Origin of the sequence: Sneathiella sp. P13V-1, assembly GCF_015143595.1 — a bacterium.
Lineage (GTDB): Bacteria > Pseudomonadota > Alphaproteobacteria > Sneathiellales > Sneathiellaceae > Sneathiella.
Genome location: NZ_WYEU01000001.1, coordinates 1,050,234 through 1,066,101, shown reverse-complemented (window position 1 = coordinate 1,066,101; position 15,868 = coordinate 1,050,234). Strand labels below are relative to the sequence as shown.

The window sequence follows — 15,868 nt, the reverse complement described above, 5'->3', positions numbered from 1 at the left end:
TCAATTTACACTTCCCCATATCCTCCCTAATCAATCACTAATAATTCGGGGGAGTTTAAATGGCTGTTGAGCTGAGAAGCCTGTATTCAGAAGACTATGTGGAGTTAATTGCTGCAGAGCTGGCAAAACACAATGTCTCTACAGATGGCTTTATAGACGCCTGCTTTAACGCTCCCTGGGAGGAGATGACCCTTAAAGAACGTGCTGCCAGAATAACCTCTCTACTCAATGAATTCCTTCCAGATGAGCCAACTGAGGCCATCGCAATACTGAAAGAAATTCTGCCTCCTGTGGCGGCCCCGGACGCGCAGAAATATGCCGATATGCTTTCTTTATTCGTGCCTGACTATGTTGTGTTAAGGCGCGAAGATATGAATCTTGAAGGGATCAAGGAAGCCCTCTGTTATTTCACACATCATGGAACCTCTTCAGAACTTGCTGTTCGCCCTTTTATTCAAGACCACCACGACCACATGATGTCTTGGATGCAAGAGTTATCGACGCACCCTCATGATCACGTCCGGCGATTTTCAAGCGAGGGGTGCCGCCCACGCCTTCCGTGGGCGATGGCACTTCCCGCCTTAAAGAAAGACCCGACCCCCATCTTTCCCATACTGGAAAATCTTGTTCAGGATAACAGTAAGTTTGTACAGAAGAGTGTCGCCAACAATCTCAACGATATTGCGAAAGACAACCCGGATGCCGTATTGGATTTTGCAAAGCGCAAAATTGGCACACACCCCAATACGGACTGGATCTTAAGACATGGTCTTCGTACCCTTTTAAAAGCCAGCCATCCGGACGCCCTAGCCCTGTTTGGGATGAACCCAGTGCAGGTCGAGAATGCAGTGCTAACACTCGAAAATTCTGAGATTAATCTTGGAGAAAAACAACATTTCCAGTTTAACGCCAACCTTATCGGTCCGCTTCCGGAACGGCTTCGTATTGAATATGCGGTGGATTTTATGAAGGCGAGAGGCAAAACCTCCCGCAAAGTGTTTATGTTCCGTGAGGGAGAGCCGGATAGCAGCTCTATAAACCTTGCCAAATCTCATAACTTCACAGATTTCACCACCCGCAAGCATTATGCGGGTGACCATAAAATCAGCATCCTTGTGAACGGGACGGAAGTCGCCAGCGAGAGCTTTACCCTTAAACTCCCCTAAATCCTATTTATGTGACCAGTCATCCGGATTTTCTGAATTTCCGGGTGACAGGCCTAAGATATCCCCGTCTGTGGAACATCCAAGCCCCAGAACCGTTCTGTTGGCATAGGCGAAATAGGCAGTTACCTGATTGATCTCCAGGATCTCTCCGTCATCAAAACCGGAAGCTCTGAGCTCCTCAATCATCTGTTCAGTTACACCGGATGGATCCCCTGTGAGGACGACCGCATATTTCATAGCCGTTTTCTCGCGATCTGTAAGGGGGGCCTGATCCGGATCGCGGGCATCAATACTCGCGCGGATCGCGTTGGCTTTTGGGTCATCATTAAGCAACCGCTTCAAGCCCGCAAAATGATGCTCTACACAGTAATCGCAATTGTTGAGGGAACTCACCCAGACACCAAGGGTTTCCAAAAACCACTTGGGGACCTTGTTGCCGGTATGGTGCAATACATACTTGTAAAGGGCCATATGCCCTTCCATCGTATGGGGCCTCAATGAATGGGACATCATGATGTTGTCCACATTGTTGTCCGGCCCCTTTACCCGATCATACAGCTTCTTTAGACGACCCTTTGCCGCTTCGTATGGAATAACCTCAATCCAAGCCATGTTCCCCCCACATTTGTTATTATTTATCTGACTGGCATCTGACCATGAATGATATAGGCCAAAGCCTCGACAATTTGCTCTGGCTCCCGAGCCATGCCAGCCGCCGCAGAATCCACTTCTTTCAACGCGTGATCATGTTCCGCGGGATGTAATGTCAGATACGGAATACCAAATGCGGCTGCCTGTCCTGCATCAAAAGCCGCGTTCCATTGTTTGTATTTCTCCCCAAAACGAACAATGACGATATCTGCCTCTTTCAACAATGTCCCGGTGCGGACACTATTTAGAAGCGCGCCTTTATGATCGTGCCAGTATTTATTTTCTTCTGCGCCAAAAATGGCCACACCGCAATCATCGCTATCTTCATGAACCGTAATGGGGCCGTTAAAAACAACCGGCAGGCCTGCTGCTTTTGCGCCGTCCATAATTCTCTCCCGCCAATCGGTGTGAATTTCCCCAGATAAGTAAATGCTCCAGATTTTTTCGTTCATGTGATCCTCACTAGCTGTCTTAGACTTGTTCTAACGGTTATAGGCGACTTTGTCAGTGCTCAAACATTCCATCTTCTGAAAAAGTCTCATCATACACCCCAAGCCCCTGAAGCCCTTTGACCGTTGCCGACCACAATTCATCTTCATCCCGAATGGCTTTTGAAAGGACATTTATCCCAATTAACTGGCTTTGCAGGGACAAGGCAGTTGCTTGCACATCCATTCCTTTAGGGAATTCACCGTTATCCAAACCCGCTTGAATAATTTCACGCAAACGATCGCGGTTGGACAAGATTATGTCGCAAAGCTCAGGCCCCAATTCGTTGTTCACATTACAAAGTTCTGTAACGCTATTTATCAGAAGGCATCCCCTCGCCTCTTGATCTGCAAGACGGGCTTTTACCGCCTGATGAAAGGTTCTGGTGATCAATTTCTTGATGTTCACACCCTGCAACGATTGAGCAAAGGCTTTATCCGGAGATTGGTCTGCATATCGTTTCACAGCTTCCCGAAACAGATCTTCACGGCTTCCAAAGGCGTTGTAGAAACTGGATCTGGTAATGCCCAACTCTTCGGACAAGGCTTTCACGGATGAAGCTTCATACCCGTTTCGCCAAAGGATATTCATCACCTTGTCGATAGCTTCCTCGCGATTGAATTTGGATGGGCGCGGCATGTCTTCTCCAAAAAGTATTGTACAATAATGAACAAAACATATATGTATTTTGATCACACATGTACAATACCATTTATCCACAGTTCGGTCGATATAAAAGGAGACCTGAAATGACTGCATTTTTTGTTGCGAGCGTTACCGTTAAGAACCCCGAAAAAATGGCAGAATATGCGGCGGCGGCGGCTAAAACCTTCACTGCCTTTGGCGGAGAGCCACTTCTCAAGGGAAAGCGAGTAGAAGATCTTGCAGGATCTGCCGATCACCAAATGGTCGCCATCGTAAAATTTCCTGATAGCAACAGCCTGAAAGGTTGGTACCAATCCGATGCCTATCAAGCGCTTATTCCTTTGCGCGACGAAGCTGCGGATATGACACTCGTGTCACACGAAGTTCCCTCTTAATGTCAAAAGCGCCCCTCTGGGCGCTTTTTTCTTAAAAATGTCCGATTGTTCCTCTACGGTTCTTTTATTCAGGGAATTCCCCCTTTTAGGAGAACATCATGGCCCATACCGGACGTCTTATTGCTGCCTTTGTTTTTGCAAGCGCTGTCAGCTTTCCTGCCGCGGCAGAACAAGGCTTTGAAGAACTCTTTTCCCTGAATGGACCGCTGAGAGCGATGGGGGTGGATAAAGTCTATGACGACATCATCCTCCGCCCGGAAGAGCTCAAAAAATGCCTCAATCTTGCCAAGAAACTGGATAAAGATACCAAAGCACTGGATGTTGAGTTCGCCAGATTGCAAACAGAGGCAGACAATCTAGCAGCGCTCGGTGAAGAGGTTGATATCTCCAATGAATATCTGGAGAAAAACCCGACAAAAACTTTCAACGATGACGAAGCGATCAAGGCACGTGCCGAAAAAGTGGAGCGCCACAACCAGCTGACAAACGAATATAACGAATGGATTATCAAATATCAGAAAGACCAGGAAGCCTACGCCGATATGGCCGACCAGTTCGATAATGATCAGCAAACCTTCATCGATACCTGTAGTAAAAAGCAATATTACGCAGAAGACTTGAAAGCACTACAATCTAAATAATCGTATTAATTATCAGACGGTGAGTGTCACAAACTCTTCTCTTTACCTGAATATACAAACTACTAATATAGATTCTCGCGCTTTGTGAGAGCCTTCTCTCTTCCTTGGACACGGAATTGCGCAAACTTCAGTTCAATGTAGTTGCTGTACATATCCTTGAACATGTCATTTGGGGGAAAGATGACTAACTTACTTCGCTCACTTTTCGGCGCAGTGTTACTACTGACCGGAATCACTTCTTACGCCGGTGCTGCCAATGTAACACCTGGTGTCATTTTCGGATCAGGTAATGCCAATGGTGACTTCACGGTCGATCGCCAGAACGGCATTGAAATCGGGCTTCGTGCCAAACAACGTTATCCAGCAGCGAACGTTTTTAATTATGATGGCGTGGATACATATACTTTTGAAGCAGGCCGCGCGGCCGATACACCTTCGGGTGCCGGACAAAATCCAAGCCGCCCTCTTTGGAATTTTGAATGGTCCATCAATACAGATTTTGATGGGACAAGCGGCAGAAAACTAAATGATGTAAATTATCTGCTGCTGGCCAGCTTTACACCAACGGGTGGAATAAATCAGGGAACCTTTGCCTTCGACCCTATTAATACCGCCTATGCTGACCATGCGCTGGGAACAAACCTGACCACTTCAGCCACGAAAATTATCGCGGGTAGTGGTAGCGAATACGCCACTTTGATCAGTCAGAATAATGTTGCCCAAAACTCCTGGTCCATGCATTGGTTTGATGCTTTGTTCGACCCTACAGCAACGGGCATCTATACGCTCAGACTGTTGGCAAATGATGTAAACGGCATTTTGGCGGATACATCGATCAACATTGCTGTCACCGCAGTGCCTCTTCCTGCTGCTTTGCCACTTTATGCTGCGGGTGTTGCTATCCTCGGCTTCTTTGGCTGGCGCCGGAGGCAAAAAACCACGTAACGCAACTTGACGCAACGTCAACAAGGAAGCGGCTTTCGGGCCGCTTTTTTACCCCCATAAAGAAAATGACAAATTGTCAATTTAGGGGTATGGTCCGCTCGAACTGAGCACAGATTCGAGACCCTAATGCCTATTCGTGAAAGATTTTGCTACGGCCCGATTGATGCCGCGCGTGTTGGACGCATGAACCGCGGTATCAATAGTACATTTATCGTCTATCGCTGGGACGATACGGTCATTGACGCTGGCCCGCCCAACCAATGGCGCGAAGTAAAATCCTATCTGTCTGAAAAACCTGTGCGGCAATTGGTCTTAACCCACCATCATGAAGATCATGCAGGAAATGCCGCCAGAATTGCAGACTTGTATGGCCTCACCCCTATGGCACCGATTGAAGCGCGCGATAAATTGGAAAACGGATATCGCGTTCCAATTATGCAGCGCTTCATCTGGGGAGCGCCGATCCCTGTAAAAACAGCCCCTTTACCTGCAAAAATACAGGTGAAATCCGGCGACCATCTGGTGCCCCTTTTCACTCCGGGCCATGCCAAGGATCTGCATGTGTTGCATGTTCCGGAAAAAGGCTGGCTTTTCTCAGGAGACCTCTATATCGCACGAGCAATACGGTATCTTAGAAGTGACGAGGATCTGCCTCTGTTAATGGATAGCATCAGAAAGGCTCTGACCCTCGATTTTGATACGATCTTCTGCCCTCACCGCGGCCTTGTGGAAGATGGCAAAAGCAAATTGCGAGAAAAACTCCAGAACATGGTGACGCTCTGTGAACGCTCTCAGGAACTTCGCAAACAGGGTAAGACTCTGGATGAAATTGTGCACAAAATCCTGGGGCCGGAAGACGCCATGGCAAAACTTACGAGTTTCAATTTCTCTAAAAGAAACCTGATCAAAGGCGCCCTTGAGGTCACAGATATGTCTGCCTGAACTCGATTTGAGACATGAAGCCTGTTCCACAAACCGAGTTCAGATTCTTTCGTTTCTCAATTTAGGGGATCAACAAATTTTGTATTTAGCCCGTACTCTTCGGCCATTGCCTTAAGTGACCCATCTGAAGCCATTTGATCAAGCCCCGCATTGAAAGCAGCTATGATCTTTTGAGCCTTGGGATTTGATTTGCTGATAATGACATGCAACCTGTTTACATGCACATCAAAACCAGCCTCCTCGAACACATCAAGTGGTATGTTCATTTTTACGATGGTATCTTTCGTTACTTCCGGAGACGATATGAAATAGTCCACTTTCTTGGCCTGAACCAATCTTAGGCATAGTTCCATATTCTTAGGATCACGATGTGTTGCTTTTCCTTCGTCAAATAACATCTGCAGGTTTTTAGGATTAGCATATCCTCGGGGATTACAAATCGATTTACCCACAAGATCGTCGACGGAAGACACAACGCCGACAGTACCTTTCAAGCCATAAACTCGTGTGGGAATACTGTAAAAAGGTTTTGAATACTCGAAAATCTGCTCACGCTCTTCCGTATAGAAATACGGCAGTGTGATGTCTGTCTTGGAATTCTCAACCTCAGACAATCCTCGAACCCACGTCTTCCAAGAATGCTTTAAATTCAAGCCCTCTCGTTTAAGAGATTCTTTCGCAAGCGCTATTGCGAAACCACCGTTTGGCAATCTGTCGGTTGTGAAAGGCGGATAATCCTTATAGGCGGTAGAAGATACATCCGAAGCTTTTACAGCTGGGGAGGAAAAAAGAAAAACACCGAGAAGGATACTTGAGACTAATCGATTTAGCGTAAATAACATGGCAGCCCTATGAATTAGTACAGCTCCCCCAAAAAACCAGATAGCCTTATCAAGCCAAAAGTCAAAAAACAGCCCCTGTCCTAAATTGTGGGTTCAATTCAACGGATCTACAAACCGGACGTCGATATCATACTTTTCTACTAGTTTTCTGAGTGACCCATCCGCCGACATTTTTTCAAGGCCAGAATTAAATGCGGATACAAGCTTAGGAGCTCTTGGGTTACTTTTCCCAAAGACCAAATACAACCTGTTAACCTGCACATTGAAACTCAATTCTTCAAATTCATCTTCTGAAAGAGACAACCGTTCGAGGCTTCCTTTCCAAACTTCTGGTGAAGAGAGAAAATAATCAACTCGTTTAGAAAGAGTAAGTTTAAGGCACTGCTCCATGTCCATTGGGCGCCTCAAAGTAGCCCTTCCTGTATCAAACAGATTCTGCAAGTAAACTGGGTTCGCGTATCCACGGGGATGACATATTGTCTTCCCCTCTAAACCTTCAATCGAAGTGACATTTTCCCCACTCCCACGGCGCCCGTATGCTCGGATATAGATACTGTAGATGGGCTCAGAATATTCAAATATCGAGGTGCGTTTATGGGTAAAGTAATAGGGTAGTGTAAAATCAACGACTCCTTTTTCAACCAAGGTCGCGCCTCTTACCCACGGCATCCAGCTATGTTTTACGACGAACCCTTCACGCTTAAATGCTTCCGTCGCCAGGACAATTGCAAAACCGCCTCCCTCCAAATAGTCTGCGGTAAAAGGAGGGTAATCAGTATAAGCGGCAGACGTCACTTCTTCAGACTGCGCTATTTGCCTCATACTCAAACACAAAACCATCACTAGAAAGAAAAATTTTAGCTTCTCGCCATACATCGCACGCCAACCTGTCTAAAGAAATCGCGTATTCCAATAATCAAGAGTTAGGACGGTTTATAACAAAGGCAAAACAATCCAATCGCCTTCACATAGGTTTTACAAGAAAACAGAGTTACAAAAGCATATCATCCATCTTCGACCAAAAAATGGTGGTGAAGGGGTATGAGATCTTTTACCGGAACGTTCTTACGCACGTGGGATCAAACAAAGTTGACGCCTCAACTGATGCTGTTCAGGGAGGAATATACGGAGGGGGACAGACCAAACTGGGCCTCAAATGCATTCCGAAAACCGCTTTCTGATCGAAACCCAACATCATGGGACACCGCTTTAATCAAGTGCCCTGCATCCAGCAGTTCTTTTGCACGTTGCATACGTAGATCATCCAGAAATTTGGCTGGCGTATCGCCAACCGTTTGCGTGAATTTGCGGTGAAAGTTTCGCTCGGACATCCCACATCTATTGGCAAGCTCAACAACCGTAATACGCGCACTCATATTATCACTCATCCAGACAATTAGATCTGAAAACTGTCCATCACCCGACGTTTGAGCAATCAATAAGTCAGAAAACTGGGATTGCGATCCCGCACGTTTTGAATGAACAACAAGGCGCTGCGCAGCTTTTCGCATCACGTCCAAACCCAGATCCACTTTTACCATGGCAAGCGCCATATCTATTCCCGTTGATACCCCCGCAGATGTCCATAATCGCCCATCCACAGTGTAAAGAGCATCTGGTTCCACCAGGATATTCGGGTATTGTTTTTCGAGTTCGGAAGTCGCCTCCCAATGTGTGGTCGCGCGTTTGCCATCAAGTAAGCCAGATGCCGCCAGAAAGAAGGATCCGGAGCATACTGAAGAGACCCTCCCCACTTTGTCCGCCAAGTCGCGAATGGATTGAATGATCTGGTCGTTAGCCAACCCTTCTTTCATTGCCCATCTATCTGCGCCTGGAACGATAAGCGTATCATTTGGTCCTACCTGATCTAATGATGCTTTCTGAGTGGAGACCGGAAGTCCAGCGTTACTTACTATTTCCCCGCCACTCAAAGACACATAGTGATGTTGATAGAAGGCCGCTTTAGTTCTGCCATTTGCTGCGTGAAAAACGCTGGTAGGGCCTGCCATATCCAGAGTTTCAAAGCCCGGATAGAGAAAGAATATGATATTACGCTGCTTTTCCATTTGGCAGAATTATATCGTTTCTTGTCATTTCTGCCAGTTTAAATTTCCATACATTAATTACTCGATGCGCTGACCACCTATGTCGCGCACCAAAACAAATTCAAAACACGATCACAACATGAGGGTAACCATGAAATTATCTATTTTCCTTTATGACGGGCTCACCACACTGGATGTTGTCGGCGGGTATGAGGTCTTATCCCGCGTTCCAAATATGGAAACCGAATTTTTTGCAAAAGAGCCGTCTTTGATTGCGGCCGATACCCGTCGGTTGGGACTGGCCGCCTGGAAAGGATTTTCTGACGTCACTGAGACCGATATTCTTTATGTTCCAGGCGGGCCGGGCGCAGAGCTCGTCAAACAGGATGAAAGTAGCTTACAAAAACTACGTGATCTTGATGCTTCTTCAACCTGGACTGTTGGAATTTGCAACGGCGTTGATCTTCTGGGCGCCGCGGGGCTGATTACAAACAGAACAGTGACGACAAATTTTTTCCACCGTGATCGCGTGGCAAAAAACTATAGTGCCAACGTAAAACCTGTCCGGTTCTATCGCGATGAAAAGTATATAACTGGGGCAGGGGTTTCTGCGTCTATTGAAACAGGTTTGTATCTTACCTCTTTGATAGCAGGCAAGAGCGTCGCCAAGACCCTGCAGCTTGGCATCGAATATTATCCTGCGCCACAATATCTGGAAACAAAACCTGAAGATGCGCCGGAATACTCTCAACAAGCCATCGCAGCTTTTGAAGAGCGCGGTGGGGTAAAACAAATTCAGCAGAAGCCCCCATTTGCTGGCTCTGTAACGTCGGTGTCCTGATTTGCTGGAAAATTACCGCCTTAGATGATCCTCGTCTGAGGCTTTACGACCCCCGAAAAGCAAAAAAGCCCGGCCATTACTGGCTAGGCTTTTTGAAAATTGGAGCGGGCGATGAGATTCGAACTCACGACCCTAACCTTGGCAAGGTTATGCTCTACCCCTGAGCTACGCCCGCTCGGCGTGCAACGTCGTTGCGAGGCGGGATAATATGCATCTGAGAAGTAAACGCAAGCCCCTTTTTTAAATAATTGTCATTTTTTTTTACAAAGGCCGCAAAAGCGGCTAAACCGCTGAGGGTTGGACTTAAATTCATCTATTCAACAGGGGGCTTTATGGCTGTTACACCAGACGAATTGTTTGAGAAACTGGATCAGTTTGGAATCAAAGTTGAAACGCATCATCACAAACCGGTTTTCACCGTGGAAGATGCCCAAACGGTTTCTCGCACCCTGGCAGGAGGACATAGCAAGAACCTGTTTCTGAAAGACAAAAATGGCGATTTGTATCTGCTGGTTTGTCTGGAGAATACAAAGGTAAATCTCAAAGCCTTGAAAAAACAGATCGGTGCCAAGAATTTAAGCTTTGGCAAACCGGAACTTCTGGAAGAGGTTCTGGGGGTCACCCCGGGCTCCGTTACCCCCTTTGCCCTGATTAATGACACCGAGCATCGCGTGAAGGTTTTACTCGATAGTTTGATGATGGAAGAGGAGTTTTTGAACTTTCACCCCTTGATTAATGACAAGACAACGCAAATTTCACAAGAGGGCTTGAAAAGCTTTATCGAACAAACAGGCCATGAAGCACAAATCCTCACCCTTGATTCAGGTGAGTAACCGCGCTAGAGATTTCTATAAGCTTAAGGACGCGCAATTTGTGCGTAAAACCTGAACCAAAAACTGAAATAGAGAATAATGGACATTGAAATGAACACAGCGCCTGCAGGCGCAGATCTGGTAATTGACAGCAACGCAGAACGATTTGCGGTGGATGTGGTTCAGGCAAGTACCGAGCGTCTTGTTCTTGTTGATCTTTGGGCTCCATGGTGTGGGCCTTGCAAACAACTGGGTCCTGTTCTTGAAAAAGTAATCAACAATGCAGGCGGTGCGGTCTCCTTGGTAAAAATTGACATCGACCAGAACCCTCAAATTGCGCAGGCCCTGCGCGTACAGAGCATTCCTGCTGTCTTTGCCTTTAAAGATGGTCAGCCGGTCGACGCCTTTATGGGGGCCCTGCCTGAAAGTCAGGTGAAGGAATTTATCGAAAAGAACCTTGGCGGGGCTATTGGTCCCTCCCCGGTTGAGCAAGCCATGGAAGCAGGTCTTGCCGCCTTGGAAGAAAATAACACCGAAGTTGCGCTCACCGCTTTCGCCAAAATCCTGGAACTTGAGCCAGACAATATCGAAGCCAAGGCGCATCTGTCCCGTGTGTATCTGGATCTGGGCGAAGCGGAGGCTGCTGAAACCCTGCTGGAGACCATTGAGGAGAAAGACCGCGGCAATCAACATGTGTCAGCTGCTTTCGCCGCCCTTTCCATCGCAAAAAATTCTGCCAACGCGGGTGACCTTGCCCCGCTGGAAGAAAACGTTGCCAATGACCCTGAAAACCTGCAAGCGCGCTTTGAGCTGGCACAGGCACTTGTGGGGGCTGGTTCCTACCATGCCGGTGGTGACCAGTTTTTGGAAATCATCAAACGTGACAACGAATGGAATGATCAAATTGCCCGCACAGAGCTTTTGAAAATTTTCGAAGTTCTGGGTCCTATGCATGACATTTCCAAGGACCTTCGTCGTAAATTGTCAGCCGCGTTATTCTCATGAGTGATCAGGGCACTACTTCAGGATTGGATGAACTTCCGGCCATTCTGCCGGTCTTTCCGCTGAACGGTGCCCTGCTCTTAAACACCTGCCAGCTTCCCTTGAACGTGTTTGAGCCGCGCTATGTGGACATGGTTCACGATGCCATGGAAGGGAAACGGGTGATCGGCATTATCCAGCCACGAGACGCAGAAGACACCTCTCATGAGCCGCCTTTATTTGATATCGGCTGTGTTGGCAAAATCTGCGAGTTCTCTGAAATTCAAGACAATGTCTATCGCATTACGCTAGAAGGTCTTTGCCGGTTTAGAATTGTGCAGGAAGTCGGAAATCGCATCACCAAATATCGCCAGGTGGTTGCGGACTACAAACCTTTCCTTCATGACTTCCACCCATCTAACAATCAATCTGTTAATCGAGACGCTTTGCAGAAAGTATTGAAGTATTTTCTGGAGTTTGAAGATGAACAGGCCGACTGGGACATGCTCAATAGCCTTGATGATGACAACCTGATCAATTCCTTGTCGATCATTTGCCCCTTCTCCCCAATTGAAAAACAAGCCTTGCTGGAAGCGGATACCGTTTCTCAACGGGGGGATTTACTGATCAGCCTGTTGACCATGATGATGCAGCAGGGCAATGTAAACCAGACCTTACAGTAGAATTTAAGGAAACCACCTTGAGTAACGCAGAAGAGAAGAAGGCCAAAGGGCCTGACCACAGCACAATTGATCCAAAGCTGCTGGAGATCCTTGTCTGTCCGCTGACCAAAGAGGCCCTGTCCTATGATAAGGACGCTGGAGAGCTGATCAGCAAAAAGGCAAAACTTGCGTTTCCAATTCGCAACGGCATTCCTATCATGCTGGTTGATGAAGCCCGTCAACTGGACGACTGAGCATGACAGATTTATATGACACGGCGGGACGCCCAAAGGTAACCGAGGTGCGCCTTAAAACCGCTGAAAAACTTCTGGAAATCGCCTATGCAGATGGAAAACGCTTTTCTCTGGAAGCTGAGCTTTTGCGTGTTGAAAGCCCCTCAGCGGAAGTTCAGGGGCACGGTTCAGATCAGAAACAACTGATCACCGGCCGCCGCCACGTGGGTATTATGACCATGGAACCTGTAGGCAATTATGCCGTCCGTCTGAAGTTCGATGATCTTCACGACAGTGGCATTTTTTCATGGGCTTATTTATACGAGCTCGGATGCCGCCAGAAAGAGGTGTGGTTTGAATATGAAACCGCACTTTATAACGCAGGCTTAAGCCGCGACCCCTGAATTAGAGGGGCCGCCCTTCAAGCAAGCGCGGCAGTTCACCCACTGTGCCGCGGGCATGTTCCATAAAGAAACCCTTCAGCTTCGGCATTTTGTTGACTGCCGCCAGTCCCAGATCACGGGCAAGGCGCACTGCTCCCACATCTGTTGTAAACAGCTTGTTCAGCCCATCTGTAATGGCAAGTAGCATCAAGCTGTCGAAACGACGCCATGTCTGGTATTTTTCCAGCGCATTATCTGATCCCGGATCAAGACCTAGACGGGCATTATCAATAATCACCTCCGCCAAGGCTGCCACATCCCGAAGGCCAAGATTAAGCCCCTGCCCGGCAATTGGGTGCATACCATGGGCCGCATCCCCGATAAGAGCCAGTCTTTCAGCTACATAAGCGTCCGCCTGATGCAAGGTAAGCGGATAACTCCAGCGCGGACCAGTGATTTCAAGCTCACCAAGATAGGTGCCAAAACGGCGGGCCATTTCACGGTGGAAGTTTTCATCATCCAGCTTCATGATCTTGGCGGCGGTATCAGTATGTTCCGTCCAAACCAGGGATGATCTGTTTTCAGACATGGGCAGGATGGCAAAAGGTCCGGGATTTAAAAACCTCTCTTGAGCCACACCGTTATGGGGGCGTTCATGCTTCACCGTACAAACGATACCGCTTTGATGATAGGACCAGCCAACCTTTCCAATGCCTGCACTTTCCCGAAGAGCAGACCCACGCCCATCTGCGGCCACCACCAACCTTGCGTTAATGATCCGGCCATCGGCCAAAGTTGCAGTGACCCCATCCTGACGCCTGTCAATTTCAGTATATAGGGCCGGGGCGATAACATTGAGGGAGGGAACCTCCGCGGCCCGTGCCAGCAACGCCATACGCATGTGGCGATTTTCCACCATATGCCCGAAAGGTTCATCCCCAAGCTGGCGATGGTCGTAATGCAGGAACAGTTTGCTGGGGCCATCTGTGATACGGATGTCCAACATGGGTTCCGCCTCAGGAACATGATCCCAAACACCAATGGATTTCAAAAGATTACGGGAGGCGTGGGCGATTGCCGACACGCGCCCATCAAAAGTATCTGCAACAACCGCTCCCGGATCATCGCGCTCCAGCACAATCACATCAAGACCCGCATCCGCCACCGCAATGGCAAGCGGCAATCCGTTTAGCCCCCCACCGACAACCAGAATATCGGTGTTAAGGGTATCTGGAACCTTCGCTTTAGGCATCTCAAATCCAATTCGGTTTATTGCTCTTCCTACTGTTAAGGGCTAACCTATCAGAATGACTAAAAAATGGCACGAATTAACAGCCCTTCAACTGGGCGACAAAATAGCACAGGGAGAGATCAACCCTGTCGAGCTCACCCAATATTTCCTCACCCGCATCAAGGAAAAGGATCCGGATAAAAAAATCTATGTCCGCCTGACCGAAGAGCGGGCGATGAAGGAAGCGGAAGCCGCAAAAGTGCGTGCGGATCGCGGAGAACGGCTCAGTCCTTTGGATGGCGTTCCCATTTCCTGGAAAGATCTGTTTGATACGGCGGGTGTAACCACCGAAGCGGGGTGTCAGCTTCTGGAAGGACGGGTCCCCGAAGCGGATGCCGAGTGCCTAACCCGGGCGACACGGGCCGGACTTATCTGCCTTGGGAAAACCAACATGCCTGACTTGGCTTTCTCTGGCCTTGGCAACAACCCCTGGACGGGAACTGGCCCCAACCCACATGATACGGAAACGGATCGCGTGCCGGGGGGATCATCATCTGGTGCCGCCCTCTCGGTCTATCATGGGCTTGCTGCGGCAGGTATTGGATCGGACACCGCAGGATCTGTTCGTATCCCTTCCGCATGGTGCGGTATCACCGGCCTAAAAACCACCCACGGTCTGATCTCTTTGGAAGGCTCAGTTCCTCTGTCCCCGACACAGGATACGGTGGGGCCTCTCACCCGTGATGTGGCGGATGCCAATGCCCTCTGTGCCATTTTATCAGGCAAACCAGCAGCGGACCTTGAAGGGGCTTCCTTAACAGGAGTGCGTATTTTAAAGGCAACCACCGTTTTTGATGATTTGGTGATCCCGGAAATTAAAGAAGCCCTTGATGTCGCCCTTGATAAATTGAGGAACGCAGGTGCAGAAATCGTTGAAGGCCCCGTTCCCGCCTTCAAAGACGTTCTGGACACCTGTAACAGACTTGGATATCCGGGAATGCTTGAAGGTTATGCACTTTACGGGGACATGATCCGCGAAAATCCAGACAGAATTGCATCCGCAATAGGCAAACGTTTTATGGCAGGCGAGAACTTCACAGCCGCGCAAGCCATACAACTGGGCTTCGCCCTGAAACGTCTGACGAAGGAATATGTGGAACAAGTAGCGGACTTTGATCTGGTCGTCGGCGCAACCCAACCAGATATTCCGCCAATCCTTGAGAAACTCTATGAGGATAACGACTATTATATAGAGATGGCGCTCATGTCGATTTCCTTGACGCGCTTGTCAAACCTCTTGGGACTTTGTGCAACATCACTGCCTGCTGGCTTCGCTAAAGGCTTCCCTGTCGGCATGATGCTTATGGCACCGGGGTATCAGGAGGGCAAGCTGTTGAGGCTCAGTAAAGCTGTAGAAGACGCCTTGAGCGCATAGATGCCTATTTTTTATACAGTGATTAATTTTTAATCACGTTAACACACCCTTAACCGCCCATTTTTTGGGCGGTTTTTTATTATCCCATTGATATTTATGCATTTTTCAAAACTGGCACACCTCTTGAAATAAAGGGATCATCCGATAGCGATGCTGTCATAAAGAAGGCGTAAGCCACGAGGTGTAGAAATGAAAATGGTAATGGCAATCATCAAGCCGTTCAAACTGGAAGATGTACGCGATGCATTGACCAGCATTGGGATTGAAGGCTTGACGGCAACCGAAGTTAAAGGTTTCGGTCGCCAAAAAGGACATACAGAAATCTATCGTGGGGCGGAATATGCCATTTCCTTCCTGCCAAAAATCAAAATTGAACTGGCTGTTAAAGATGAACTGGTTGAGCAGGCCGTCGAGACCATCATGAACACAGCCAAAACCGGCCAGATCGGTGACGGTAAAATCTTTGTCTATGACTTGAGCAGTGTGACCCGCATCAGAACAGGCGAGTCCAACGCGGAAGCCCTGTAGG

20 protein-coding genes and 1 tRNA gene are annotated in these 15,868 nt (G+C 48.1%); 13 read left to right on the top strand and 8 right to left on the bottom strand.

All coding sequences use genetic code 11. The annotated features are described in order from the left end of the window. Nucleotides 1-59 precede the first annotated feature (59 nt). A complete protein-coding gene (locus GUA87_RS05185; RefSeq protein WP_193715435.1) occupies nt 60-1,166 on the top strand; it encodes a DNA alkylation repair protein in 1,107 nt (368 codons plus the stop codon). A 3-nt stretch (nt 1,167-1,169) separates the two neighbouring features. On the opposite strand, the gene GUA87_RS05180 is transcribed toward GUA87_RS05185, so the two are convergent. From GUA87_RS05180 to GUA87_RS05170, 3 genes are read right to left on the bottom strand one after another with little or no spacing between them, the layout of a single operon-like run. Then, nucleotides 1,170-1,778: a carboxymuconolactone decarboxylase family protein gene (locus GUA87_RS05180; RefSeq protein WP_193715434.1), complete on the bottom strand. Its 609-nt coding sequence runs from the start codon at nt 1,776-1,778 to the stop codon at nt 1,170-1,172. Between the two features lie 23 nt (nt 1,779-1,801). Then, complete coding sequence (locus GUA87_RS05175) at nt 1,802-2,269, bottom strand: YtoQ family protein (protein WP_193715433.1); 468 nt, start codon at nt 2,267-2,269, stop codon at nt 1,802-1,804. Between the two features lie 52 nt (nt 2,270-2,321). Then, nucleotides 2,322-2,945, bottom strand: a complete 624-nt coding sequence (locus GUA87_RS05170) for a TetR/AcrR family transcriptional regulator (protein ID WP_193715432.1) — start codon at nt 2,943-2,945, stop codon at nt 2,322-2,324. 110 nt (nt 2,946-3,055) lie between these two features. Here GUA87_RS05170 and GUA87_RS05165 point away from each other — a divergent pair, with 110 nt between their 5' ends. The 4 genes from GUA87_RS05165 to GUA87_RS05150 all read left to right on the top strand — a co-directional run bounded on the left by GUA87_RS05165 (nt 3,056) and on the right by GUA87_RS05150 (nt 5,874). Next, nucleotides 3,056-3,346 carry a DUF1330 domain-containing protein gene (locus GUA87_RS05165; protein ID WP_193715431.1) on the top strand — a complete coding sequence of 97 codons (291 nt, stop codon included), beginning with the start codon at nt 3,056-3,058 and terminating at the stop codon, nt 3,344-3,346. A 98-nt stretch (nt 3,347-3,444) separates the two neighbouring features. Then, nucleotides 3,445-3,987 carry a hypothetical protein gene (locus GUA87_RS05160; RefSeq protein WP_193715430.1) on the top strand — a complete coding sequence of 181 codons (543 nt, stop codon included), beginning with the start codon at nt 3,445-3,447 and terminating at the stop codon, nt 3,985-3,987. A 180-nt stretch (nt 3,988-4,167) separates the two neighbouring features. Continuing rightward, the gene (locus GUA87_RS05155; protein ID WP_193715429.1) at nt 4,168-4,932 is read left to right on the top strand and encodes a hypothetical protein; all 765 of its coding nucleotides are present in this window, start codon (nt 4,168-4,170) and stop codon (nt 4,930-4,932) included. A gap of 126 nt (nt 4,933-5,058) precedes the next feature. Continuing rightward, the gene (locus tag GUA87_RS05150) at nt 5,059-5,874 is read left to right on the top strand and encodes an MBL fold metallo-hydrolase (RefSeq protein WP_193715428.1); all 816 of its coding nucleotides are present in this window, start codon (nt 5,059-5,061) and stop codon (nt 5,872-5,874) included. A gap of 56 nt (nt 5,875-5,930) precedes the next feature. Here GUA87_RS05150 and GUA87_RS05145 read toward each other — a convergent pair whose 3' ends face one another. The 3 genes from GUA87_RS05145 to GUA87_RS05135 all read right to left on the bottom strand — a co-directional run bounded on the left by GUA87_RS05145 (nt 5,931) and on the right by GUA87_RS05135 (nt 8,782). Then, nucleotides 5,931-6,716 (bottom strand): substrate-binding periplasmic protein, encoded by a 786-nt coding sequence (locus GUA87_RS05145; RefSeq protein ID WP_193715427.1) that lies wholly within the window; start codon nt 6,714-6,716, stop codon nt 5,931-5,933. A 93-nt stretch (nt 6,717-6,809) separates the two neighbouring features. Beyond that, nucleotides 6,810-7,592, bottom strand: a complete 783-nt coding sequence (locus tag GUA87_RS05140) for a substrate-binding periplasmic protein (RefSeq protein WP_193715426.1) — start codon at nt 7,590-7,592, stop codon at nt 6,810-6,812. 221 nt (nt 7,593-7,813) lie between these two features. After that, the gene (locus tag GUA87_RS05135) at nt 7,814-8,782 is read right to left on the bottom strand and encodes a GlxA family transcriptional regulator (protein ID WP_193715425.1); all 969 of its coding nucleotides are present in this window, start codon (nt 8,780-8,782) and stop codon (nt 7,814-7,816) included. Nucleotides 8,783-8,912: 130 nt separating this feature from the next. Here GUA87_RS05135 and GUA87_RS05130 point away from each other — a divergent pair, with 130 nt between their 5' ends. Beyond that, on the top strand, nt 8,913-9,602 hold the full coding sequence (locus GUA87_RS05130) for a DJ-1/PfpI family protein (protein WP_193715424.1): 690 nt from the start codon (nt 8,913-8,915) through the stop codon (nt 9,600-9,602). Between the two features lie 100 nt (nt 9,603-9,702). Here the strand turns inward: GUA87_RS05130 and GUA87_RS05125 are convergent. After that, a tRNA-Gly gene (locus GUA87_RS05125) sits at nt 9,703-9,777 on the bottom strand. A 157-nt stretch (nt 9,778-9,934) separates the two neighbouring features. Here GUA87_RS05125 and GUA87_RS05120 point away from each other — a divergent pair. The 5 genes from GUA87_RS05120 to GUA87_RS05100 all read left to right on the top strand — a co-directional run bounded on the left by GUA87_RS05120 (nt 9,935) and on the right by GUA87_RS05100 (nt 12,694). Further along, nucleotides 9,935-10,435 carry a prolyl-tRNA synthetase associated domain-containing protein gene (locus GUA87_RS05120; RefSeq protein WP_193715423.1) on the top strand — a complete coding sequence of 167 codons (501 nt, stop codon included), beginning with the start codon at nt 9,935-9,937 and terminating at the stop codon, nt 10,433-10,435. Nucleotides 10,436-10,525: 90 nt separating this feature from the next. Further along, complete coding sequence (gene trxA, locus GUA87_RS05115; protein WP_193715422.1) at nt 10,526-11,419, top strand: thioredoxin; 894 nt, start codon at nt 10,526-10,528, stop codon at nt 11,417-11,419. After that, complete coding sequence (locus GUA87_RS05110) at nt 11,416-12,078, top strand: LON peptidase substrate-binding domain-containing protein (protein WP_193715421.1); 663 nt, start codon at nt 11,416-11,418, stop codon at nt 12,076-12,078. The genes trxA and GUA87_RS05110 overlap by 4 nt, the downstream gene beginning before the upstream one ends. Nucleotides 12,079-12,143: 65 nt before the next feature. Next, nucleotides 12,144-12,311: a Trm112 family protein gene (locus GUA87_RS05105; RefSeq protein ID WP_193715825.1), complete on the top strand. Its 168-nt coding sequence runs from the start codon at nt 12,144-12,146 to the stop codon at nt 12,309-12,311. Nucleotides 12,312-12,313: 2 nt separating this feature from the next. After that, on the top strand, nt 12,314-12,694 hold the full coding sequence (locus GUA87_RS05100; RefSeq protein WP_193715420.1) for a gamma-butyrobetaine hydroxylase-like domain-containing protein: 381 nt from the start codon (nt 12,314-12,316) through the stop codon (nt 12,692-12,694). Nucleotide 12,695: 1 nt separating this feature from the next. Here the strand turns inward: GUA87_RS05100 and GUA87_RS05095 are convergent, their stop codons facing one another. Further along, a complete protein-coding gene (locus GUA87_RS05095; RefSeq protein WP_193715419.1) occupies nt 12,696-13,925 on the bottom strand; it encodes an FAD-dependent monooxygenase in 1,230 nt (409 codons plus the stop codon). A 55-nt stretch (nt 13,926-13,980) separates the two neighbouring features. Here GUA87_RS05095 and GUA87_RS05090 point away from each other — a divergent pair, with 55 nt between their 5' ends. Next, entirely contained in the window at nt 13,981-15,339 is a 1,359-nt protein-coding gene (locus GUA87_RS05090) for an amidase (RefSeq protein ID WP_193715418.1), read from the top strand. A 189-nt stretch (nt 15,340-15,528) separates the two neighbouring features. After that, nucleotides 15,529-15,867 (top strand): P-II family nitrogen regulator, encoded by a 339-nt coding sequence (locus GUA87_RS05085; RefSeq protein WP_193715417.1) that lies wholly within the window; start codon nt 15,529-15,531, stop codon nt 15,865-15,867. The last annotated feature ends 1 nt before the right edge of the window (nt 15,868 follow it).